This window comes from Pedobacter kyungheensis, from assembly GCF_000812965.1.
Classification (GTDB): Bacteria; Bacteroidota; Bacteroidia; order Sphingobacteriales; family Sphingobacteriaceae; genus Pedobacter; species Pedobacter kyungheensis.
Genome location: NZ_JSYN01000019.1, coordinates 132282 through 155976 on the forward strand (window position 1 = coordinate 132282; position 23695 = coordinate 155976).

The following is a 23695-nucleotide window of genomic DNA, read 5'->3' on the forward strand; positions in this document are numbered from 1 at the left end:
TATCAAGTATCAAGACTTGATGTAATTATTGTTTTAATTCAACTGAAAACTGTTAACTGCTAACTCTCTTGCGCCCAGTTAAAGCGGTCGGCCGGAGAGTATTTCCATGGAGCCTGGTTGTTTTCAATGTTGCCCATCATGGCATTGATGCTTGCAGGTGCCTGCGATTCTTCCATTACGGCATAGCGACGCAGTTCTACAATAATCTGCAATGGATCGATATTCACCGGGCAAGCTTCGGTACAGGCATTACAACTGGTACAGGCCCAGATTTCTTCCCTGCTGATATAATCATCCAGTAAAGATTTACCATCCTGATGTTCAGCGCCATGTTTATCGATGTTTTGACCAACTTCGGTAATACGGTCGCGGGTATCCATCATAATTTTACGTGGCGATAAAAGCTTGCCTGTAATATTTGCCGGACAAACTGAAGTACACCTTCCGCATTCGGTACAAGTATAGGCATTCATTAAGTTTACCCAGGTCAAATCTGTCACATCTTTTGCTCCAAATTTCCCCGGTTCACTTTCTGCTGGTACAAAAGAAGGATCGAGCATGGCTTTAACTTCGTTGGTTACCGATGCCATGTTGGTAAATTCGCCTTTCGGCTCCAGATTAGAGAAATAAGTATTTGGAAAGGCAAAAAGAATGTGGAAATGCTTAGAATAGGGTAGGTAATTCAGGAAAGCTAAAATGCCAATAATATGGAACCACCAGCAGCTGCGCTCAATAATTACCAATGCACTTTCGGTAGAAGGCAACAGATTAATTAAATACTGGCTTACCGGAAATGCACCTGCCTGTACATAGTGGCCTACACCCAGGCTTTGTAATTTTGCATCGGCTGCATTCATCAGTAAAAAGGCGCTCATTAACAATATCTCGGTAATGAGGATATAATTGGCATCTGACTTTGGCCAACTTTTCATTTCTACGCCGCTGAAACGCTTCAGTTTTAAAACATTTCTGCGGATCAGGAAAATGGCGCAGGATACCCACACAGTAAGTGCAAGGATCTCGAAGGATGCAATTAAAAAGTTGTACAGGCCGCCCAGACCATTGAAAATGCGGTGTGTACCGAAAATCCCATCGATCATGATTTCGAGCACCTCAATGTTGATGATGACGAAACCAATGTATACGAAGAAATGCAGGAAAGCCGGAATAGGACGTACCACCATTTTCGATTGGCCAAAAGCTACACGTAACATCGTTATCCAGCGTTTTGCAGGCTGATCGTTGCGGTTAACTGCTTTCCCCAACCGGATATTACGGATAATTTTACGGAGGTTAATTGTAAACAGCGCAATTGCTGCAAGTGTAAGTACTAGAAAAAGGATCTGTGCTACCATGCAATTATTAGATTGTTAACGCTAAATTAGGATATTAATCTAAATAAATTACTATGCATGCATAAAAAAATAGATAAAATTGTTTGTTTGTATTCATTCTAAGCAGTTATTGAGGCCGGTTTTTAGATGTGTGAAAAATTAATTCACTGATAATCAGTTGAGCAGTGAAATAATCGAAAAAAAGTTTTGCTTTTGAAAAAAGAACACTACATTTGCAATCCCAAACGGATGGTGCCATAGCTCAGTCGGTAGAGCAAAGGACTGAAAATCCTTGTGTCCCTGGTTCGAATCCAGGTGGCACCACTTCCAAAAGCCTTTCAGAAATGAGAGGCTTTTTTTGGTTTTAAGCATTTTTAGCAGAATCGTGTTAGCTCGATATACCTGAAATAGCTTAAGTAGTTCTTAATATCCGGCGAATATCTGAGCCCGTGCAAACTTCATCATTTTTTTAGATCAGCATTAAAATCTTTAAATCTACAGGAAAGTGAAGTAAGGGTAAGTTTGCTTAATAAAATGAAAATATTTTTTTCGGCGCATCTTGTTGCCTATCAAAAAGATGTGACTTCATGGTGCCGTTTCGAAGAAAAAAACTGAAATCCTTTTTTGGAATTGTGAAAAAGAACACTACATTTGCATTCCCAAACGGAGGGTGCCATAGCTCAGTCGGTAGAGCAAAGGACTGAAAATCCTTGTGTCCCTGGTTCGAATCCAGGTGGCACCACTTCTAAAAGTCTCGATGAAAATCGAGACTTTTTTGTTTTAAAGCTGTTTATGTTTCTACATGATATTCGCTTTCCGACATGGCTTTTACCTTTTTTAAAGCTGCTGGCCAGGTTTCGTTAAAATAATCCTTCCAGTCATCGATAATGTTCATCTCAATGATCAGTTCGGTGCACCCGTCTTTTTCTTTCAAAGTGTAGTTTTCCAGCGATTCGCCCCAATCATGTAATTCTTCTTTGCCATCTTTTATCTCGCCTATATGCTTAATAGACATAAATTCGTTGGGGATATTCTCGGCAATAACTGCTACCATTCCCGATCCTTTGCCATCTCCGAATACCGCTCTGCTTCCTTTTTTCCAGTCGGTTTCTACGCTCGATCCTTCTGCAAAAACCGAAGTCCATTTCGGGTAGCTTTCTACACCAAATAATACATCCCAAACCTTTTCGGCACTGGCGTTAATACTGGTTTTAAATTCAATCTTTTCCATGATTTTGATTTTAATTGTTTTCCATTATTACTTGATTAAACAAATTTGTTAAGTATTTGATTGATTTTTAAGGTGTAAAGGCGACAATTTGTGGGGGCAGAAGAGCTTAATTTTTTAAGTGGACAGTTGATCGCTTGATTTTAGCATATGGAGCAATAAACCAATTGATTGTGGCAAATCTGATTTTAACATATTTTCACTATAATAATCTCAGAATTAAGTAATTTAATCGGTAGATTTACGTAATTCAACGATACATGCACCTGGTTGCACAATATTTTGGATTATATTTAGTTGTTGCATGGTGGGTTTTCAGTTAACAGTTCTCAGTAAAGCGTTTTTCGGGACTGTTTTCGGGCTTGACCATAAAACAATAAAACAACTTTATTGCATCCCTTTACGTATATACAACACCATGTTACCAACTTCCATGAGAAATAATAAATTTAACAGGCTGTTACTTTTGGGCTTTTTGGGCCTTATGGCGACTGCTGCCTGTAAAAAGAGCAGTGTTACACCCGATGAGCCGGTTACGCCGACCGAAGTTACACCTCCAGGCACCCGCGAAGAGCTGACTAAGGATTCGATCTTTTTATATGCCAAAGAGCTGTATTACTGGAATACCTCTTTGCCCACTTACGAGACGTTTAAGCCGCGCAGCTTTAGCTCAAACGAGGCCGAGCTATATGCGGTAACCCAATATTCGAACGATCCTACAACGGGGAAACCTTACGAGTACGTAAGCGGTTCTGCAGAGCCAAAATATTCGTTTTTTGATTACACGGCAGCTACTACCGGAAAAACTGGAGCTTTAAAGGCGGATGTGAATGGTTCGGCAAACGATTATGGTTTTTCTATAAATTACAGCTCTACCGACGATTTGAGAGTGAAATATGTATATCCCAATTCTCCGGCAGCGCTGCAAGGGTTAACCCGTGGCTGCAGGATAACGAGCGTAAACGGCCGTACCAGTCTTACCTACAGCACTGCCAATGTAAGCTTCTTGTACGATGCTATTTTTGGAACTAATCCCAGTGTAAGCATCAGTTTTACTGATTTAAACAATAATACTAAAAGCGTGGTGATCACCAGCGCTTCTTATACAGTCAACCCAATTTTATATACGCATGTGTACACTGTTGGGGCTAAAAAGGTAGGGTATATTGTTTTTAACAGTTTTACCAACAATGCAACCGCTGGCTTAAACAGCGCTTTTGCGAATTTTGCCACACAAGGGGTAAGTGAGCTTATTGTCGATCTACGTTATAACGGTGGCGGGTATGTATCTACTGCAACGCAAATTATTAACCTGGCCGCACCAATTGCGCAAAACGGTAACATCATGTTTACCTCGTATTACAACAGCTATTTACAAAATATTACTACCGCGCAGCGTAAAGCTTCTATTTTGGCTCATCAGCCTTTATTAGATGACGCAGGTAAATTGCAGACTTTTACCTCGGGAGTTAACGGAAAATATGCTACATACGCCGATTTAAATTACTCGGCAAGCTCTGCCGATAATATCGAGCGTTTTGCAAAATCAGGTAACCTGGCATTAAGCCGGATTTATTTTATTGTAACCGGCTCTACAGCTTCCGCAAGTGAGTTAACCATTAATAGCTTAAAGCCGGTAATAGATGTAAAACTGATTGGTAAAACGACTTATGGTAAACCAGTGGGTTTCTTTCCGATCAGGATTGATAAACTGGATATGTATATTCCCGAATTTGAAACCAAGAACCAGGCCGGTGTTGGCGGATATTATTCTGGTTTAACTGTTGATAAAGATGCTTATGAAGACTATAAAAAGGATTGGGGTGATGAAACCGAAACTTATTTATATTATGCATTGGCCTATGCCAACACAGGTGCTTTCCCACTTACGGCACCAAAAACTGCCAGTTTAAAAACAAGCACTTTGCCGCTATCTTCAACCTTATCAACCGAAGAGATTAAATCTGTTGATATGCGGTTAGATCCGAATGGGTTTAAAGGAATGATTATGACCCCACACAGGAAAATGTAAAAGATTGATTCGATAAATAAAAAAAGCGCGGTTAACTTAAATGATTAACCGCGCTTTTTTTTTGTATGCTAAAAAGCTACAACAATATCTTACTGCTGATATCTTTATTGATGGTAATATAACCCGGATATTTAAATGGTGTGTTGCCTAACATAAAAGTCGGCTTAATTTTAATGGTTAATAAACCCAGTTTTTCATCTTTAGCTGATGATCCTTTTTGTGCAGCTTTTACAATGTCGTTAAATATATTGCCGTTTGATACCAGGCCATAAATATTGCTTACCAGTTGCACCGGAACAGTTACGGTTTGGCCTTGTGCAATGCTTACCGTTTGATTAACCAAGCCTTCGGCTAAATCGGTATTGTTTACCAGGATTTTATATTCGAACTGGTTTATGGCTGCCAGGTTGCTGGATGGATTGCTGATTTCTAAATTTAGGTTGGCCTTTAAAGGGATATCTTTGCGCAATAAACCCAATGCTACGCCCGGCAGGCTGCCAAGACTAAAACTTTGCTGGTCCATTAATTTCTTTACATCGGTGCCCGCAATAGATACCTGCTGAACGCCTGTAATTTTGTAGGTGCAGTTTTCCAGCGCTTTTATTTGCTGCGCCTGTTTATTAATGCCACAACCGAATACGGTGGTTACAAACAGGCAAATCATTAGTATGTTTTTCATGTTAATCATAACGCCAAAATAATAAAACTATTTTATTTGGCTTAATTGTTGAAACGGTTAAATGAGTTAACTGTTTTCTTCCCCTATACAAAGAGCCAGTTACCTGATTTTTATACTGCATGTGAATTAACCCTATTTACAGTAATTTTGAAAGAAAAACAGTTATGTCCATTACAGTGAGGAAAATTGTTGCAGAAGATGATGCGGCTGCGGCAGAAATGATCAGAACAATTTTGCGCGAATTTAAGATAGACCGTCCGGGTACGGTTTATACTGATCCGACAACCGATCACTTATCCAAATTATTTGAGCACCCTGAATCGGCTTACTGGATTGCCGAAGAAGATGGAGAAATATTAGGTGGCTGTGGCATTTATCCCACCTCAGGTTTACCCGAAGGTTGTGTAGAACTGGTGAAACTTTATACTGCGGCATCGGCCAGGGGAAAAGGGATAGGTAAAATGCTGATGCAAAAAAGTATCGAATCGGCACAGCATTTTGGCTACAATGAAGTTTACCTCGAATCATTCCCTGAGTTAACCACGGCCATCAGTATGTATAAAAAAGCAGGCTTTATAACCCTTCCAGCTCCTCTGGGCAATTCAGGTCACTTTGCCTGTAATGTTTGGATGCTCTTGGTACTGTAGGTTGGTTAATCGTTGAAACTGGTTAATCGGTTAATTGTTTGCAACTTTATAATAGGTTAATTGTTGGAACTGGTTAATCGGTTAACTGTCTTGCAACTCTATAATTGATTAATTGTTGAAACTGGTTAACTGTAGATACTCATACAATTAACCAGTTAACCGATTTGTACAGTTAACCAAATACATCAGTTAACCAACTAATTAGTTGCCTCCCACACGGTTTTCTTCCTCACGGGTACCTGTACTTCTGTTGCGTGCGGTTTTAATTTTCATATTACCGAATTTGTAAGTGAAACTCAGGTTTACCCTCCGACTTTCCCACTCATTTTTCCAGTAGGTTTTAATGTTATTGTATTCGAGGTTAGCCCTGAAGGCACTGGTGTTAAAAATATCATTCACTTTTAAGGCCAGCGTTGCATTCTTGTTCCAGAATAATTTTTTTGCGCCGATATTGAGCTGATAGCTGCCCAGGCTGTGAAAAAGACCCGAAACAGATGGCGAATCGTAATAAGCATAAGTGGTTAAGCTATAATTTTTAGGCAAGGTAATGGTGTTGTCCATCATTACCGACCAGTTCCACGAAAAAGCATTAAAGCCATTGCCCTGCACAGCAGATTGTGTGCGGTTAAAACCAGCCGAAACTTCGGTATTGTTGTTCCACCATTTGGTGATATCAATCGGGCTTCCGGTTGCCATGTAAAAATTGGTGGTACGGTTCAGGTTTTCTGGTCTCGAAATACTTTCTTTAGTTGCATCGTTCTGATAAACCACTTCCCACATCGATCCGTTATTTACCGAATAACTTAAAGTTAACACCCTAAAACTTTTGAGCGAATAATTCAATTGGAAACTATTGGCATAAGAAGGTTGCAGCAAGGGATTACCCTGTAAAGCAGTATAAGGATCGCTGTAAAAAGTAAATGGATTTAAACTTCGATACGATGGTCGGTTGATGCTTTTGCGGTAAGCAGCGGTAACCAGGTTGTTCGAATCAATTTTGAAGGATACAAAAACGGTTGGGAAAAGCTTCCAGTACTTTCTGTCAATTAAAGTGCTGGTGCCCGATGATGTACCCTTACCCAGTGTTTGCTCTGCACGAAGGCCTGCCTTAATCTGGATGTTTTTAAAGCTTTGATCTAAAGAAAGGTAAGCCGCATTAATGTTCTCGCGGTATAAGAACTGGTTGGTACGACGGGGATCGTTAATCCATCCTGCTGTTTTTAAGGAGTCGAAACGCACATCGCTTTCCGATTTTACCCAGCTGCTTTTCCAGCCCGTTTCCATTTTTAAGGTTTTGTTAAAGTTTAGGGTATAATCGGCTTTTACCGAATAGATAGCAACATTACCCATGCCCATATTGCGTAAATCGATAGGGTTGCCCATTACGTTATCATTTACATCAAAATAGGTGTTGGTGAACGTTTCGTTTTTGCTGTTATCGTACCGAACGTAATCGGCATCGAAACCAAGCTCGCCACCCAGACTATCGGTTTTATAGCGGTAGTTCAGGTTAAAGGCATGGTTCTTCTCTGTATTGGATTGTGGATTAAACATTTCGGTAGACCCCATTTTTGCCCCTGTAGCACTGTAATTAATAGAGTTGCTGTTTACTTTGGTTTCTTCGGGTGCAGTAAATCCCTTAACCATTACGCCTAAGGTATGTTTATCATTGATAAAATAATCGGCACCGGTAGAGTAATTAAGGCTATTGGTAATGGGATGCCAGAAATTAAGCTGGTTATATTGTTCGGCGCCAATGGTGCGGTTTAAGGTTAAGCGGTTGTAAGAATTATAATGTCCGGCGTTTAGGCGCAGGTAGGTACTCACTTTACCGATATTGTAATTGAGGTTGGTACCGGCGTTCACTTTCTCGTACCTGCCGTAGCCACCGCCAAGGTTCATGTTGCCGTTAAAACCCTGCATGCTGTTTCTTTTCAGTTTAATATTGATAATTCCTGCAGTACCTGCCGCATCAAAAGAAGCAGGTGGGTTCGAAATCAGTTCGATTTTACTCAGTACCGTTGCAGGCAGCGATTTCAGATAGGTGGTTAATTCCTGACCGCTCATGTAGCTCATCTTGCCATCAATCATCACATTAATGCCGCTTTTACCTTTCAGCACAATATTATCGTCCTTATCCAGCTTTACGCCCGGCGACCGGCTGATGACTTCCAATGCATTGTCGCCGGCAGTATTCATCTGTTCTACATTTACAATAACGCGATCGGCTTTTTGGTCGATAACCGGCATTTTGGAAATGATATTCACCTCTTTTAAGTTCTGGCTGTGATCGGCTAAAATAAGTGCAGGGATCCGAACAGCAGCTGCCTTTACTTCAAAAGGAGCCGATTGGTTTTTTTGGTAACCCATCATCAGTGTCTTAATCAGATAACGGCCCGCTTTAACATTGCTAAATTCGTATACACCTTGCTGATTGGTGGCCTGTAACGCAACTGAAGCCGAATCGGGCAGGTGGATCAGGGCAACTGAGGCATAATCTAATGGCTTATTGCTTTTGTCGGTTATTGTTCCCGATATTTTGTTGTTTTGTGCCCAGGCTGTTTGAATGCCTGAAATCAGTACTATAAAAAGAGCAGTTTTAAATATGCGGTTCATCATGGGGTTTGTTTTATAATTTGATGTTCCAAAGATGCAGTGGCTGCTGTGGCCAGCAAATTATATCATCCCAACCACCCAAAATATTATCCCAACGGGTTTTAGCAACTGAAACAGCTTTCGTACTAAAAAAACAGGGTTTGGGATAAATATTTACTGGTTTGGCATAAGAAAATAGGTGGTTAAAAATGCTTTGTATAGTTTTAGGGCATGAAAACATTAAAAACGGTTACACTACATATACTTTGCTGGGTACTGGTTCTGGGTTATTTTTACGGTGGCTCGCTCATACAAGGCATTACTTTAAGAGAATCGGCCTTTAGTATCTCCATGAACTTTATACAGATCATTGAATTTTACATTTGCTACCTGTGGGTATATCCGCATTTTTTGAAAAAAGGTAAAACCCCTCAGTTAATTGGGGGCATTGTACTTACCATTGCCATATTTATTGCTTTAAGATATCTGATTGAAGAAGTTCTGTATTTAAAATGGTTCGGTATTCATAACTATGCAGATGGTACAACAGCCTGGCACTACATTTCTGATAACATTTACTGGAGTTTAGCCTATATAGTGGTGCCCGCTGCGGTTTATGGTATCGAACAGAGTTTTAAATCTGAACAGGTAAACCGGAAACTTAAAGAAGAAGTGGTTAAAGCTGAACTTTCCTTTCTCAAATCGCAGATTAATCCGCATTTTTTGTACAATACTTTAAATTATGTGTATTCGCTGGCTATTCCCGTATCGGATAAACTGGCCAACGCGGTTTTACGTTTATCTGATTTGATGCGCTATACCTTAAACGATAGCCCGGATGGAAAAGTGAGCTTAGATAAAGAGGTAGGCTATTTGGAAAGTTATGTCGAACTGTTTAAAATGCGTTTCGAGCCCAATTTCTTTGTGAGTTTTAGCACAGAGGGGATTAGCGATCAGAAAATTGCTTCGTTGATCTTAATTCCTTTTGTTGAAAATGCTTTTAAACACGGGGTGGTAAACGATGAAAAGCAACCCGTGCGCATTAAACTTAAAGTGCAACAAAAACGCCTGAGTTTTGAGGTGAGCAATAAGATTAGTCATGCGCAAAAAGACCATAGCAGTGGGGTGGGCATGGTAAATGTACACCGCAGATTAGATCTCATTTACCCTGACCAACACGAATTGCTGATTTCTAATAACGGCAATACCTATAAAAGTACCTTGATTTTGAATCTCTAGCAGATAATTAGTATCATTGAAATTATTACCTAAACCCTAAGCCCAACATGATCCGTTGCCTTGCTGTTGATGATGAATCTTACGCCTCAGATATTATTGCGTCCTTTATCAATAAAACCCCTTTTCTTGAATTGGTTGGAACCACTTCCAATGCCTTTGAGGCGCTGAATATGGTGCAGGAAGGTAAGGTTGATCTGGTTTTTCTTGATATCCAGATGCCTGAATTAACCGGGATCCAGTTTTTAAAGATTTGTGGAGGCAAATGCAAAGTGATTTTAACTACAGCATATCCCGAATATGCGTTGGAGGGCTTTGAACTCGATGTGGTTGATTACCTGCTTAAGCCCATTTCTTACGAGCGGTTTTATAAAGCAGCCTCAAAAGCGCAGCAAATTATAAATCCGGTACCAGTGGTTCAACCTGAAATGATACAACAGGTGGCGCCAGGCAACGACTTTATTTTTATCAAAGGCGATACCAAGAATAAATTTATCAAAGTAAACTACGATGATATTTTATACATAGAAGGACTTAAAAACTATGTTTCGGTGTACACTGCCACACAGCGGATTATTACCTACCAGGCCCTGCGCGAGCTGGAAACACAATTGCCCAAACCACCCTTTTACCGCATCCATAAATCGTACATCATTTCGATCGAGAAGATTAAAATGATTGATGGTAATACGGTTTTTATTAATAATGAAGCCATTCCTGTTGGCGAAACCTATAAAGAAGAGTTTTTTAAGGTGATCAGGGAAGGGAAGAAGGGGTAGGTTAACTGTATAAATCGGTTAACTGGTTAATTGTTATGATGAACTTACAGTTAACCAGTTTCAGCAATTAACCGATTAACCAATTACGATTGTTCCATTGCTAAATTGTTCGATTGTAGGGATTGACCTCCAATTCAGTATTTCCACCTTAATTTTCTTAATCTCTTAATGGTAAAAATCTTTAAAGATTATCTCCAGGTGACCAGTTTAAACAATTAACCGATTAACCCCAGGAAGTGTGCATAAAATCTCCCGATTATTTCTTTCTATTTTTTTAAGTTTGCTGCACAAAGATTAAATAGAACATGAGCATGCAAGAAACCAATTCGCTAAACCAGGTTGCCGAATTCCACACTACTTTTAAACACCCTATTCTCGAAAATCCGGTTATCCCTTCAAAGCAAAGGGCTAATTTGCGTATTTCGCTTTTGGCTGAGGAGTTAAAAGAATTGCAGGAAGCGGTAGAAAATGATGATTTGGTAGAAGTTGCCGATGCATTGTGCGATTTGCAGTACGTTTTGGCCGGTGCAATTCATGAATTTGGTTTGGGTGGAAAGTTTAAAACGTTATTTGACGAGGTACACCGCTCAAACATGAGTAAAGCCTGCAAAACCATCGAAGAGGCCGAAAATACCATTCAGTTCTATTTAGATAAAGACGGAACAGAATCTTATTACAAAGAAATCGACGGATTATTTCTAGTATTCCGCAAATCAGACGATAAAACGTTGAAATCCATCAACTATTCGCCTGCTGATTTAAAATCACATTTAATTTATTAAGCTTTGAAAAGGCTAAAGCAGCTAATTGGCGATTTGAAGCAGCAACAGGGTAATCCCGATGCTGCTTTAATGCGCGAGTTTATTTTTTACTCGCCTAAAATGCCGCTACGCCTGCATCAGGAGCAGCTTATCGCCGAATCGAAGCAATTTAGTCTGCCCGTTTTCGATACCTATTTTACCCGTTCCGAAATCAGCATCAATTGTTTTAGCTGGGGCAAAGGTAAAAGGAAAGTGTTGCTTACCCATGGCTGGGCTTCAAAAGCACTCGATTTTTACGAGCTTATTTTAGCCCTTTTAAAAAATGATGACCTGGAAGTGATCGCTTTTGATGCGCCGGGCAATGGGAGTTCTGTTTCGGAATTTTCGAACCTGATGCTCTATGCCGATTCGGTAAAATCAATTGCACTTAATTACGCACAGCCCGATGTGCTCATTGGTCACTCGCTGGGCGGAATGGCCAATGTTATTGCCGTGCAGGAGCTGGCTATACAACCACAATTGCTGGTTAGCATTGCTCCTTTAATCCGCCTGAAAGAGAATTTTGAGCAAAGTCTCGATTCGGTCAACATTGCCAGCCAAGACCAGGAAATTTTCTTTGCCAATTTTGAAAAAGAGTTCCCGGTTTCGGCCAGTTATTTTAACCTGAGCAGTTTATATAAGTTAAAAAACGAAACCAATCACTTTCTGGCTTTCGATCCCGAAGACCATATTTCGCCCTATCCGTTTCTGAAAGAATTTCTAGATAAATACCCTGCTATCACCTCCAAATCATTCGAAAATGTAGGGCATTATAAAATCCTTAAATCGGTTGAAGTAATCGAAGATATTACAAAACAGATTCAAGCTTTAAGTTAATTTTTCTGTTTTTACTTTCATTAGTGCCACCTATGGTGTGATGGTTTCAAAGTAACTTTGATTTGACGCCACCCATGGTGGGAAGGTTTCAAAGTAGCTTTTATTTGTTGCCACCTACGGTGGGAAGGTTTCAAAGTAAAAATAAGCTGAATTACCTAAAATAAGGGCCTTTAAATTAATCTTATCTGTCTTGAATAGTGCTGTCAGCTGTTTCCAGCTGACAGTCTTGTACACTCAGTTCCTTTGTGGTTATTAAACAAAATTATTTAAGATCTTAGCTGTTCTAAGGTGTCTTAGGTGGTGAAAAAAAACTTTGTGCTTTCAGGTTTACCATCTGACAGTTCTCAAATATTGCTTTTAATCCAATTGGTTTCACGAACTCCATCTACATATTATCTCCCGCTGATTTCGCGGATCATCGCAGAGATTGAATAATCTTTCTTGAATATCCTCATATGTCTTAAATGGTGAAAAAATGTTCTACCCTTTTTAAATCCATAACAGTGCATGACAGTTAAAATTGTGGTATATTCTATTTTAGAGCAACCAAATATTAATTAACAGCATGCAGGCAATTTTAGGTGTTATTTTTCATTTCTTCGGTGGTTTCGCCTCCGGAAGTTTTTACATTCCTTATAAAAAAGTTAAAGGTTGGGCCTGGGAAAGCTACTGGATCGTTGGCGGGATATTTTCCTGGCTGATTGTTCCACCGCTGGCAGCTTATTTAACTATCCCGAATTTTAGCGCGATCATCAGCAGTACCAATGGCAGCATTTTATGGCTCACTTATTTTTTTGGTGTGCTTTGGGGTATTGGTGGCCTTACTTACGGCTTAGGTGTTCGTTACCTGGGCGTATCGCTGGGGAGCAGTATCATTCTGGGATTATGCATGGTTTTAGGCTCTATTTTGCCATCCATCTATTTCGATTTTTTTCCGCAAGCCGGTAAAGATACTTTCACCATGTTTTTGCAAACCGATTGGGGGCGCATGGTTTTACTGGGCTTACTGGTATGTGTGCTGGGGATTGTGATTTGCGGCAGGGCCGGAATGATGAAGGAAAAGGAAATGAAAACGGATATTACCGATCCGCACGGTATGGAGGTAAAAACCGAATATAAATTTGGTTTGGGTTTATTTGTAGGGATCGTTTCAGGCGTGTTAAGTGCTTGTTTCAATTTTGGTATCGAAGCGGGTAAACCCATGGCCGATGCTGCCAATGCCATCTGGAAAGCCGCTAACCCAGCTGAAACAGGCAATTTTCTTTTTCAAAACAACGTTACTTATGTAATTGTGCTTTGGGGCGGACTTACCACTAATTTTATCTGGTGTATGGTGCTTAATGCCCGCAACAAATCATTTGGCGACTATACCAATAAAACAACTCCGCTCTTAAAAAATTATATTTTCTCAGCCCTGGCTGGTACCACCTGGTTCCTGCAGTTCTTCTTTTACGGAATGGGCGAGAGTAAAATGGGTAACGGTGCCAGCTCGTGGATTTTACACATGGCCTTTATCATCTTAATTGCAAACGTTTGGGGGCTGATATTAAAAGAATGGAAAGGCGTATCGCGCAAAACACTGGTAACGGTTTTGGTGGGCATTGTAACCATCATTCTTTCAGTGCTCATTGTGGGTTATGGCAACTCAATAAAAGGTTAATCAAATAGAAAAATTTAAATAGAATAATATAATGTCAATCGATACGAAAAGTTATAAGCATGTAAGCTACTTGTGGGATGAAGAAGAAGCTGCAAAACTGGCTGGTGATGAAGTTGCTTTGTTAATCTACCGCTCAAATTTATTGGGTGCCGATTTACGCCTTACCAATTACGGAGGTGGCAATACTTCTTGTAAACTGTTGGAAAAAGATCCGCTAACCGGCCTTGAAACCGAGGTGATGTGGGTAAAAGGTTCGGGTGGTGATTTAGGTACTTTAAAGAAAAGTGGTTTAGCTGCATTATATGTAGACCGTTTACGCAGCCTGAAAAACATTTACCGCGGGGTGGCTTACGAAGATGAAATGGTTGAATTGTTTAATCACTGCATTTTTGATTTAAGCTCTAAGGCACCGTCAATTGATACACCTTTACATGGTTTCTTACCTTTCAAACATATCGATCACCTGCACCCTGATGCCGCCATTGCCATTGCAGCAGCAAAAGATGGTAAACGCATTACGCAGGAATTGTTTAATGGTACCATTGGTTGGGTTGAGTGGAAAAAACCAGGTTTTGAGCTGGGTTTACAGTTAAAGCAGTGCTTAGACGAAAACCCGGGTATCCGCGGCATTATGTTAGGTTCGCACGGGTTATTTACCTGGGGCGATACCGCTTACGAAAGTTATTTAAATACTTTAGAAGTAATCGAAATTTGTTCAGATTACCTTAGCCAGAACTATGGTAAAAAAGGCCCTGTTTTTGGCGGGCAGAAAATAGAAAGTGCCGAAGCAGATAATCGTAAAAAACAAGCTGCTGCATTGGCGCCGGTTTTACGTGGTTTATGTTCTTCAAAGCAGCACATGATTGGTCATTTTACCGATGATGCACGTGTATTGGAGTTTATCAATTCGAACGATTTGGGCCGTTTAGCCCCAATGGGAACCAGTTGTCCCGATCACTTTTTGCGCACTAAAATCAGTCCGCTGGTTTTAGATTTAGCCAGCGATGCCGATTTATCGGATGTTAAGGCATTGAAAGAAACTTTGGAGCCTGCTTTCGAAGCTTACAGAGCCATGTATACCGATTATTATGAAACCTGTAAGCATCCAAACAGTCCGGCCATTCGCGATACCAACCCTGTTGTAATTTTATACCCGGGTATTGGTATGTTTACTTTCTCAAAAGATAAACAAACGGCAAGGGTTGCGGCAGAATTTTACATCAATGCCATTAATGTAATGAAAGGTGCTGAAGCTGTTTCTGAGTATACTTCTTTACCGCACCAGGAAGCTTTCAATATCGAATACTGGTTGCTGGAAGAAGCCAAATTACAGCGTATGCCTAAACCTAAACCGCTTACCGGTAAAATTGCTTTAATTACAGGCAGTGCTGGTGGTATTGGTAAAGCCATTGCTAAAAAATTCGTGTCAGAAGGTGGTGTGGTTATTTTAAACGATATGAATGCCGAGCGTTTAGAAGAAGCAGGTAAAGAATTTGCGGCGCAGTTTGGTAAAGATTCGTACAGTACAGCCATTCTGGATGTAACCAGCGAAGCAGACATTAAAAATGCTTTTGATGCCGCTGCACTGGCATTTGGCGGGGTAGATATTATTGTAAACAACGCAGGTTTATCGATCTCTAAAACCATTGCCGACCATACCGAGAAAGACTGGGATCTTTTATATGATGTTTTGGTAAAAGGGCAATTTTTTATCACCCAGGCTGCAACAAATACGATGCAAAAGCAAAATATCGGTGGCGATATTATTAATATTGTAAGTAAGAATGCTTTAGTTAGCGGACCAAATAATGCAGGTTACGGCAGTGCAAAAGCAGCGCAGTTACATTTAAGCAGATTAAACGCTGCTGAGTTAGGTGCCGATAATATCCGCGTAAATGTGGTTAATCCTGATGCGGTAATCAGCGATAGCAATATCTGGGCTGGTGGATGGGCCGAAGGTCGTGCCAAAGCTTATGGTATTACTGTAGCCGAGTTGCCTGCTTATTACGCAAAACGTACTTTGTTAAACCAGATTATATTACCGGATGATATTGCTAATGCTTGCTTTGCCTTTGTTGGTGGCTTGTTGCAAAAATCAACCGGCAATGTGCTTAATGTAGATGGCGGTGTAGCCATGGCATTTGTAAGATAATAAAAATGTAACCACAGATAAAAAGGATGAACACAGATGAAATTTGATCTATCGGTTGGTGTCCTCACCAATCGATATAAATGCAGCAATACAAATCTGTGTTTATCTGTGTGCATCTGTGGTTAAACAAAAAATAGTGGTCAGTGTGGGCACTGACCACGGCTATTTTAAATTCAGTTTTAGTAAGTTGTTTCATCGGTCTGTGTTTAGGCACAGATCGAAAATGACTTTAAATTTTTGTTATCGTCCTCGTTTTTAACGAGGATGAACGAGAAAGGCGATTGTATCGCCAAAATAATTAACCTAATAAAACCAAATATCCTCATGAATATCGGGCAGAACCAAATAGAAAAACACAACGACTCATTGTTAACCGCACATCAGCGTAAGCTTGCTTTTTTAAAAGAAGACTGGGCACACGTTGATCTTGAAGCTGTAATTCAAAAACTGGTCGATTTTCAGATTGCCATTCCAAGCTGGGCCTTGGGAACAGGTGGTACACGTTTCGGTCGTTTTGCCATTACCGGTGGAGAGCCACGTACCATTGAAGAAAAAATTGAAGATGTGGGTTTATTGCATGCCTTGAATGGTGCAAGTGGAGCAATTTCACTTCATATTCCATGGGATATTCCTCAAAATGCCGGAGAATTAAAAAAACTGGCTGCGGGTTATGGCCTGAAGTTCGATGCCATGAACTCCAATACCTTTCAGGATCAGGCAGGTTCGGCACACAGTTACAAATTTGGTTCCTTACAAAATGTAAATAAAGCCATTCGCAAACAGGCGATTGAGCACAATATAGAAGTAATTAAACACGGTATCGCATTGGGTTCCGATGCTTTAACCGTTTGGCTAGCCGATGGATCTTGTTTCCCTGGTCAGCTTAACTTCCGCAAGGCCTTCGAAAATACATTGGAAAGCTTACAGGAAATTTATTCGGCCCTGCCTGATGACTGGAAAATGTTTGTGGAGTACAAAGCTTTTGAGCCTAACTTTTATTCAACTACAGTAGGCGATTGGGGGCAGTCGTTATTGTATGCCAGCAAACTGGGCAAAAAAGCCTATACACTAGTTGATTTGGGTCACCACCTGCCCAATGCCAATATCGAGCAAATTGTAGCTTTGTTGTTGATGGAAGGAAAATTGGGTGGTTTCCACTTCAACGATTCTAAATATGGCGATGATGATTTAACCGCCGGAAGCATTAAACCTTACCAGCTATTCCTGATTTTTAATGAGCTGGTTGAAGGAATGGATGCAAAAGGCATGAACCATGCTAAAGATCTGGGCTGGATGATCGATGCTTCGCACAATGTCAAAGATCCTTTAGAAGACCTGCTGCAATCGGTCGAAGCCATTATGATTGCTTATGCACAGGCACTTTTGGTAGATAGAAAAGCATTAAATGCAGCACAGGATAATAACGATGTAGCAAAAGCACAGGAGATTTTACAACATACTTTCCGTAGCGATTTAAGGGCATTGGTTGCCGAGGCGCGCTTAAGAGCCGGAGCGGCATTATCGCCAATTGGTTTATACCGCGATTTAGATGTGCGTAATCATTTAGTTAATCACCGTGGAAAAACTGTTGCTACAGGTTTGTAAAGAGGAGAATAGAAATGCCAAAACCGGTTATTGCCATATTTGATGTAGGGAAAACGAATAAAAAACTCTTTTTGATCGACGAAAATTACCAGATCGTTTACGAGCGTTCAGCCCGTTTTGTAGAAACTGTTGATGAAGATGGCGAAGTTTGCGAAAACCTGGAAAGTCTGCGCTCATCTGTGTACGATTCCCTGCATCAGGTTTTGCAGTTAAAAGAGTTTGATGTTAAAGCTATTAATTTTTCTACCTATGGTGCCAGTTTTGTGTACCTCGATGAAAATGGTGAGCCTTTAACACCACTTTATAATTATTTAAAAGCCTATCCCGAAGCGCTTAAGCAGCGCTTTTACACTACGTACGGGGGGGAGGATAAGATTTCTTTAGAAACCGCTTCACCAGTTCTGGGCAGTTTAAATTCGGGTATGCAGTTGTACCGTTTAAAACACGAAAAGCCTGCGTTATTTGATAAAGTAAAATGGGCTTTGCATTTGCCTCAATACCTGAGTTATCTGATTACAGGTAAAGCTGTGGCCGATATTACCAGCATTGGCTGTCATACCCAGCTGTGGGATTTTAACAAAAACCAGTACCACAATTGGGTATCGACAGAAAAGATCGATGGCAAGTTTGGCGCATTTACACCCGCCGACTCGAGCCTGAAAACAGATTTTGAAGGCAGCAGCATCAAAGTGGGGGTAGGTCTGCACGATAGTTCAGCTGCTTTAATTCCGTATCTGGCTAATTTCAATACCCCTTTTGTACTCATTTCTACCGGTACCTGGTGCATTAGTTTAAATCCTTTTAACCAGGAACCTCTAACAGCCGAAGAACTGAAACAAGATTGTCTGTGTTACATGCACTATAAAGGCAAAGCGGTTAAAGCTTCGCGTATTTTTGCAGGTTACGAGCATGAGGTGCAGCTTAAACGTATTGCCGAGCATTTTGATCGGGCAGCTTACCTGTTTAAGCATTTGAAGTTTAATCCTTCTATGATTTTGAAACTGGCCAATAAGATTCCGGAGAATAAGGAGGCGCAGACGGGATTTTTGGCGAATTCGGCATTTCCAGATCGCGATCTGAATATTTTTCAAACGGCCGAAGAAGCTTACCACCAGCTTATTTTTGATCTGGTAAAACAGCAGCTCTATTCGTTAAAATTGATTTTAAACCCAGGCGTAAAACGGATTTTTGTTGACGGGGGATTTGGTAAAAATGCCATTTACATGCATTTGTTGGCTACCGCTATTCCGGATATAGAAGTATATGCTTCTTCAGTTTCGCAGGCTACCGCTATTGGAACGGCTTTAGCCATTAACGATGCCTGGAACGAAAATCCGGTACCTACGGATATGATTCAGTTAAAATACTATTCAGCCATACAACGTACACTGGATTTTTAGGAATTTCCTTATATTAGAAATCCTAATACCCTAACCATTTTGAAACCAGAAGATCTAATACCTTATCTCAATGTTGATGAATACTCGTCGACACCAAAATACAAACAGCTAACCAACGCCATTTTGGCGGCAATAGAAAGTGGTAAATTGCTTAAAAACAGTTTGCTGCCTTCTATTAACGAGCTCAGTTTTAGTTTGGAAATGTCGCGCGATACAGCAGAGAAGGGTTACCGGAACTTACGGAAACTGGGGGTGGTAGATTCGGTACCGGGGAAGGGCTATTTTATCATTAACACCGATTTTTCGCGGAAACTTAAAATCTGCCTGCTGTTTAATAAGCTCAGTACGCATAAAAAGATCATCTACGATTCTTTTACCAAAACCATAGGCGAACGGGCGGCTATTGATTTTTACATTTATAACAACGATTATGCGCTGTTTAAAAAGATGATTGTGGCCAAGCGCGATGAATATTCGCACTTTGTAATTATTCCGCACTTTCTGGAAGGGGGAGAAAATGCACATGAAATCATCAACACCATTCCCAAAGAAAAACTGGTAATTTTGGACAAACTGTTACCAGGGGTAACCGGAAATTATGCTGCAGCCTACGAAAACTTTGCACAGGATATTTACGCAGCTTTGGAGCAGGCCTTAGACCGCCTTTCCAACTACCGCACTTTAAAGATTATTTTCCCCCGAAACAGCTATTTTCCACACGAAATACTTACTGGTTTCTACCGTTTTTGCCAGCAATATGCTTTCGATCATAAAGTGATCCATAATATTAAAGATGAAGAAATAAATCCGGGTGAGGTTTACATTAACCTGATGGAAGATGACCTGGTGATGCTGATTGAACGTTTGATTGCACAAAAGCTCAAAATTGGCAAAGATGTAGGGGTAATTTCTTACAACGAAACGCCATTAAAAAGAATCATTTTAGACGGAATAACCACCATTTCTACTGATTTCAGCGAGTTAGGTGCTCAGGCAGCAGAGTTTGTATTGAGTGGCAAAACAGAAAGGGTGGAGGTGCCTTTTTATCTGAATTTGAGGAAATCGCTTTAGCTTGTAGTTGATCCGTCATCTCGACTGAAGCGTAGCGAAATGGAGAGACCTTTAATAGATTTCTCGACTTCGTTGCACTTCGCGCGAACTGACGATATTTAATTGTGCATAAAAACCCTTAAACGAACTTTACCCCAAAGCGAATAATCATTACTTTTATCGTTTAGCTTTTTTAAATGAATGAAACGGTAACTACACAGCTGCGATCAGAAGAAAACCCTTACGATTATATTTTAAGGGATTTTAATCTCAAAGATCTCAGCGAAATTGTTATCCTCAAACATTTGGGCGGGCTGGTACGTACCGATGTAAAAGGTTTTTATCATTTGCACCCCGAACAGATCGAAATTGATTTTGCTGCGTTTAGTCAGGGAGAAGCAGTTGAACCTTTTCCTGTGGTGATGGTGCTGCAGCAAAATAATTCGGTAAAGCTTTCGTGTCGCTGCGCTACGCCAAAAAACAAACTCTGTACACACCAGGCTCAGGTTTTATACAATATTCTTCAACGCAAAGCGCTGCGTATTTTTTTCGATGCTAACCTACGCAGAGAAAAATTGATTAAAATAGCCATCGATTATGGGCTGGAAAAGGAAGCAAATCCCGATCTGCTTTTTAACCTGACCTATCAGCAGGATGAGGTTGAAATTAAACCCAAAATGGAAGCCTTGCAGCCTTTTAATAAAGAAGCTCAGCAAAACCTGGCCGACCTGCTGTTACCCCAAACGAAGTCAGAAATTAAGGCTTGGGATAAAGGTGATTTAAGTAAAATGATCCTGGTATTGGGGCAGCACCGCTATTACAACCATTTAACCATCGAGCTTTTTGAAGCAGCCATTACCAAGACCGGAAAGGTTAAAAATCCATTAAAAGGTATTCATCCGGCAGATTTAATTTTTAAAACAGAAGATACCGATCTGCTGAAATTTTTTAGCGGCATTACCACCTTTCAGCAAAACTACAATACCGACCAAAGCGAGGTAGAAATCGAAGCTTTAAAAGCAATTGTTAAAAATCCGGCTAAAATTCCGGTTTATTTGCAGGATGTGCAACAATCGTCGGTTATTCAGCCGTCCAGCATCTCGGCAGTTGATGTGCAACCACTCAATGTCGATTTAAGGCTTGCGGTAAACCAGCGCGAGGATTATTATGAAATAACGGGGCGTTTAATTATCGAAGGTAAATCGTACGAATTGGATAACCTGCAATTGGTGCACCAGTACTTCATTAAGCTCAAAAATCAGCTTTATCTGATTGGCAGACTTGATTTTTTAAGGGTGATCGGATTTTTTAAAAAACAAAGTAATCGGTTAATCTTACACAAAAGTAAATATCCCGAATTTCAGAAAGCCATTCTGATTCAACTGGAAGGCAGTATACATGTCGATTATTCTTATTTAAAGCCTGCCACCAAAAGCCAGATCGAAGAGAAAGGTTTCGACCTCGAAAACGAACAATTAATTTATTTGTCCGAATCCGAAGATTTTATCCTGTTAACCCCCGTAATGCGCTACGGAAATTTAGAAATTCCGGTTTTATCTAAAAAGCAAATTCAGGCGCAGGATAAATTTGGTAATGTTTTTAAGCTTAACCGCGATGAAAAAGCTGAACTTCAGTTCGTTTCTAACATCATCAGGTCGCACCCCTACTTTTACGAACAAATTGAAAACGATTTCCTCTTTGAGCAGAATAAATATGATTCCTTTTATCTGCACCGGAAAAGATTTTTAGAAGAAGCCTGGTTTTTAGATGCCTTTGAAATCTGGCGGAATAAGGGAATTCAGGTTTTAGGCTTCAATCAGTTGAAAAACAATAAGCTAAGCGAATTTAAACCGGAGATAAATATTGAGGTAATTAGCGGACTGGATTGGTTTGAAACAAAGGTAGAGGTAAAATTTGCCCGGCAGGTGGTGCCCTTAAAGCATTTGCATAAATCCATTCGCAATAAGAGCAGGTTTGTCAAGCTCGATGATGGCACCGAAGGTATTTTGCCACAAGAATGGGTAGAGAAGTTTGCATCCTATTTTAATGCAGGCGAAATTACCGAAGATGCGATCCTGACGCCGAAAATAAAATTTGCCACAGTAAATGAATTGTATGAAGATGCCCTATTGGATGGCGAAGTTAAAAATGAGTTGCAGCTTTATAAACAGAAGTTCGAAGGCGCAAATGCAATTGAAGAAGTAGAAGTGCCCTCAGCTTTACAGGCAACCTTGCGCCATTATCAGAAAGATGGACTGAACTGGCTTAACTTTTTAGATGATTTTAATTTTGGTTCGTGCCTGGCCGATGATATGGGACTGGGTAAAACCATACAGATTTTAGCCTTTATTTTATCGCAGCGCGAAAAAGTGAAACACAATACCAACCTGGTTGTGGTTCCGGCTTCGCTGATTTTTAACTGGAAAGCCGAGGTAGAAAAGTTTGCACCATCTATACAGGTTAAAACCATTTATGCCGGCGAAAGGAGCAAAACCACCGAAGATTTTGACCAGTATGAAATCATTTTAACCTCTTATGGCACCTTGCTTTCTGATGTTCGCTTTTTAAAAGATTATCGTTTCAATTACATCTTTTTAGATGAATCTCAGCTCATTAAAAACCCCGAGTCGCAGCGTTATAAAGCAGTGAGGATGCTGCAATCGCGCAACAAAGTGGCCATTACAGGTACGCCCGTTGAGAACAATACCTTCGATTTGTACGGACAGTTGTCTTTTGCCTGCCCCGGCCTGTTTGGCAGCAAGCAACAGTTTGCCGATTTATATTCTACCCCGATTGATCAGTTTAAAGATAGCCGTAGGGCAGATGAACTTCAAAGAAAGATTAGGCCATTCATTTTACGCCGGACTAAGGAGCAGGTAGCGAAAGAACTTCCGGATAAAACGGAAATTATACTGTACTGCGAAATGGGCGAGGAGCAACGCGAAGTATATGAGGCGAATAAAAAGGAAATCCAGGATTATATTTTGGGTAAACAGGAAGATGAACTGCCTAAAAGCTCAATGCATGTATTGAAAAGCATTACCACGCTGAGGCAAATTTGTAATTCGGCAGCTTTGCTGGCTGATGGAAAATCTTATCTGCAGGCCTCTTCCAAAATTGATGTCTTGCTGGAGCAGATTGAAAATAAAGCCGGTAAACATAAAATTCTGGTTTTCTCGCAGTTTGTAACCATGCTCGATTTGATTAAAAAAGAACTCGACAAGCGGCATATTGGTTATGCTTATCTCACCGGCCAGACAAGGAACAGGGAAGAGGTGGTGACTTCGTTTCAGCAAAATAAAGATATTCCAGTTTTTCTGATTAGCCTTAAGGCCGGGGGAACGGGACTGAATTTAACAGAGGCAGATTATGTTTACCTGGTTGATCCATGGTGGAACCCCGCAGTAGAGAACCAGGCCATTGACCGTGCTTACCGCATTGGCCAGCATAAAAACGTAATGGCAGTGCGGCTTATTTGCCCCGATACAATTGAAGAAAAAATTATGAAGCTGCAGGCCACTAAAAAGGATTTGGTCAGTAACCTGATCCAAACCGAGGGTAGTTTTTTCAAAAATTTAACCAAAAAAGAGTTGTTGGGATTGCTGAGTTAGAAGGTTTTGCTATTGGTTTACAGAGATAATTTAGATAGCCCCAGAATGAC

At 40.4% G+C, this 23695-nt stretch carries 16 protein-coding genes and 2 tRNA genes; 14 read left to right on the top strand and 4 right to left on the bottom strand.

What is annotated here, in order from left to right; all coding sequences use genetic code 11:
• Positions 1 to 59 precede the first annotated feature (59 nt).
• Positions 60 to 1355 carry a 4Fe-4S dicluster domain-containing protein gene (locus OC25_RS16465; RefSeq protein WP_039478220.1) on the bottom strand — a complete coding sequence of 432 codons (1296 nt, stop codon included), beginning with the start codon at positions 1353 to 1355 and terminating at the stop codon, positions 60 to 62.
• Between the two features lie 230 nt (positions 1356 to 1585).
• Here OC25_RS16465 and OC25_RS16470 point away from each other — a divergent pair.
• Positions 1586 to 1658 (top strand) — tRNA-Phe (locus OC25_RS16470).
• A 345-nt stretch (positions 1659 to 2003) separates the two neighbouring features.
• A tRNA-Phe gene (locus tag OC25_RS16475) sits at positions 2004 to 2076 on the top strand.
• Positions 2077 to 2124: 48 nt separating this feature from the next.
• Here the strand turns inward: OC25_RS16475 and OC25_RS16480 are convergent.
• Positions 2125 to 2565: an SRPBCC domain-containing protein gene (locus OC25_RS16480; RefSeq protein WP_039478223.1), complete on the bottom strand. Its 441-nt coding sequence runs from the start codon at positions 2563 to 2565 to the stop codon at positions 2125 to 2127.
• A 430-nt stretch (positions 2566 to 2995) separates the two neighbouring features.
• On the opposite strand from OC25_RS16480, the gene OC25_RS26990 reads away from it, so the two are divergent.
• Entirely contained in the window at positions 2996 to 4594 is a 1599-nt protein-coding gene (locus OC25_RS26990; RefSeq protein WP_052266256.1) for a S41 family peptidase, read from the top strand.
• Positions 4595 to 4670: 76 nt separating this feature from the next.
• On the opposite strand, the gene OC25_RS16490 is transcribed toward OC25_RS26990, so the two are convergent.
• Positions 4671 to 5273: a hypothetical protein gene (locus OC25_RS16490; protein WP_039478320.1), complete on the bottom strand. Its 603-nt coding sequence runs from the start codon at positions 5271 to 5273 to the stop codon at positions 4671 to 4673.
• A 164-nt stretch (positions 5274 to 5437) separates the two neighbouring features.
• Between OC25_RS16490 and OC25_RS16495 the strand changes: the two genes are divergently transcribed.
• Entirely contained in the window at positions 5438 to 5920 is a 483-nt protein-coding gene (locus OC25_RS16495; RefSeq protein WP_039478225.1) for a GNAT family N-acetyltransferase, read from the top strand.
• Positions 5921 to 6121: 201 nt separating this feature from the next.
• Here the strand turns inward: OC25_RS16495 and OC25_RS16500 are convergent, their stop codons facing one another.
• On the bottom strand, positions 6122 to 8539 hold the full coding sequence (locus OC25_RS16500) for an outer membrane beta-barrel family protein (RefSeq protein WP_082018628.1): 2418 nt from the start codon (positions 8537 to 8539) through the stop codon (positions 6122 to 6124).
• Between the two features lie 207 nt (positions 8540 to 8746).
• On the opposite strand from OC25_RS16500, the gene OC25_RS16505 reads away from it, so the two are divergent.
• The 10 genes from OC25_RS16505 to OC25_RS16550 all read left to right on the top strand — a co-directional run bounded on the left by OC25_RS16505 (position 8747) and on the right by OC25_RS16550 (position 23645).
• A complete protein-coding gene (locus tag OC25_RS16505; protein WP_052266257.1) occupies positions 8747 to 9754 on the top strand; it encodes a sensor histidine kinase in 1008 nt (335 codons plus the stop codon).
• Between the two features lie 47 nt (positions 9755 to 9801).
• The gene (locus OC25_RS16510) at positions 9802 to 10530 is read left to right on the top strand and encodes a LytR/AlgR family response regulator transcription factor (protein WP_039478231.1); all 729 of its coding nucleotides are present in this window, start codon (positions 9802 to 9804) and stop codon (positions 10528 to 10530) included.
• 305 nt (positions 10531 to 10835) lie between these two features.
• Positions 10836 to 11312 (top strand): pyrophosphohydrolase domain-containing protein, encoded by a 477-nt coding sequence (locus tag OC25_RS16515; protein ID WP_244154748.1) that lies wholly within the window; start codon positions 10836 to 10838, stop codon positions 11310 to 11312.
• 3 nt (positions 11313 to 11315) lie between these two features.
• Positions 11316 to 12167 carry an alpha/beta fold hydrolase gene (locus OC25_RS16520; protein ID WP_039478234.1) on the top strand — a complete coding sequence of 284 codons (852 nt, stop codon included), beginning with the start codon at positions 11316 to 11318 and terminating at the stop codon, positions 12165 to 12167.
• Between the two features lie 565 nt (positions 12168 to 12732).
• Positions 12733 to 13827: an L-rhamnose/proton symporter RhaT gene (gene rhaT, locus OC25_RS16525; RefSeq protein WP_039478237.1), complete on the top strand. Its 1095-nt coding sequence runs from the start codon at positions 12733 to 12735 to the stop codon at positions 13825 to 13827.
• Positions 13828 to 13858: 31 nt separating this feature from the next.
• A complete protein-coding gene (locus OC25_RS16530; RefSeq protein WP_039478240.1) occupies positions 13859 to 15979 on the top strand; it encodes a bifunctional rhamnulose-1-phosphate aldolase/short-chain dehydrogenase in 2121 nt (706 codons plus the stop codon).
• Between the two features lie 324 nt (positions 15980 to 16303).
• The gene (locus OC25_RS16535) at positions 16304 to 17584 is read left to right on the top strand and encodes a sugar isomerase (protein WP_039478324.1); all 1281 of its coding nucleotides are present in this window, start codon (positions 16304 to 16306) and stop codon (positions 17582 to 17584) included.
• Positions 17585 to 17598: 14 nt separating this feature from the next.
• Entirely contained in the window at positions 17599 to 18984 is a 1386-nt protein-coding gene (locus OC25_RS16540) for an FGGY-family carbohydrate kinase (protein WP_039478244.1), read from the top strand.
• 39 nt (positions 18985 to 19023) lie between these two features.
• Positions 19024 to 20055 carry a GntR family transcriptional regulator gene (locus OC25_RS16545; protein WP_039478247.1) on the top strand — a complete coding sequence of 344 codons (1032 nt, stop codon included), beginning with the start codon at positions 19024 to 19026 and terminating at the stop codon, positions 20053 to 20055.
• Positions 20056 to 20231: 176 nt separating this feature from the next.
• Complete coding sequence (locus tag OC25_RS16550; RefSeq protein WP_052266258.1) at positions 20232 to 23645, top strand: DEAD/DEAH box helicase; 3414 nt, start codon at positions 20232 to 20234, stop codon at positions 23643 to 23645.
• Positions 23646 to 23695 lie beyond the last annotated feature (50 nt).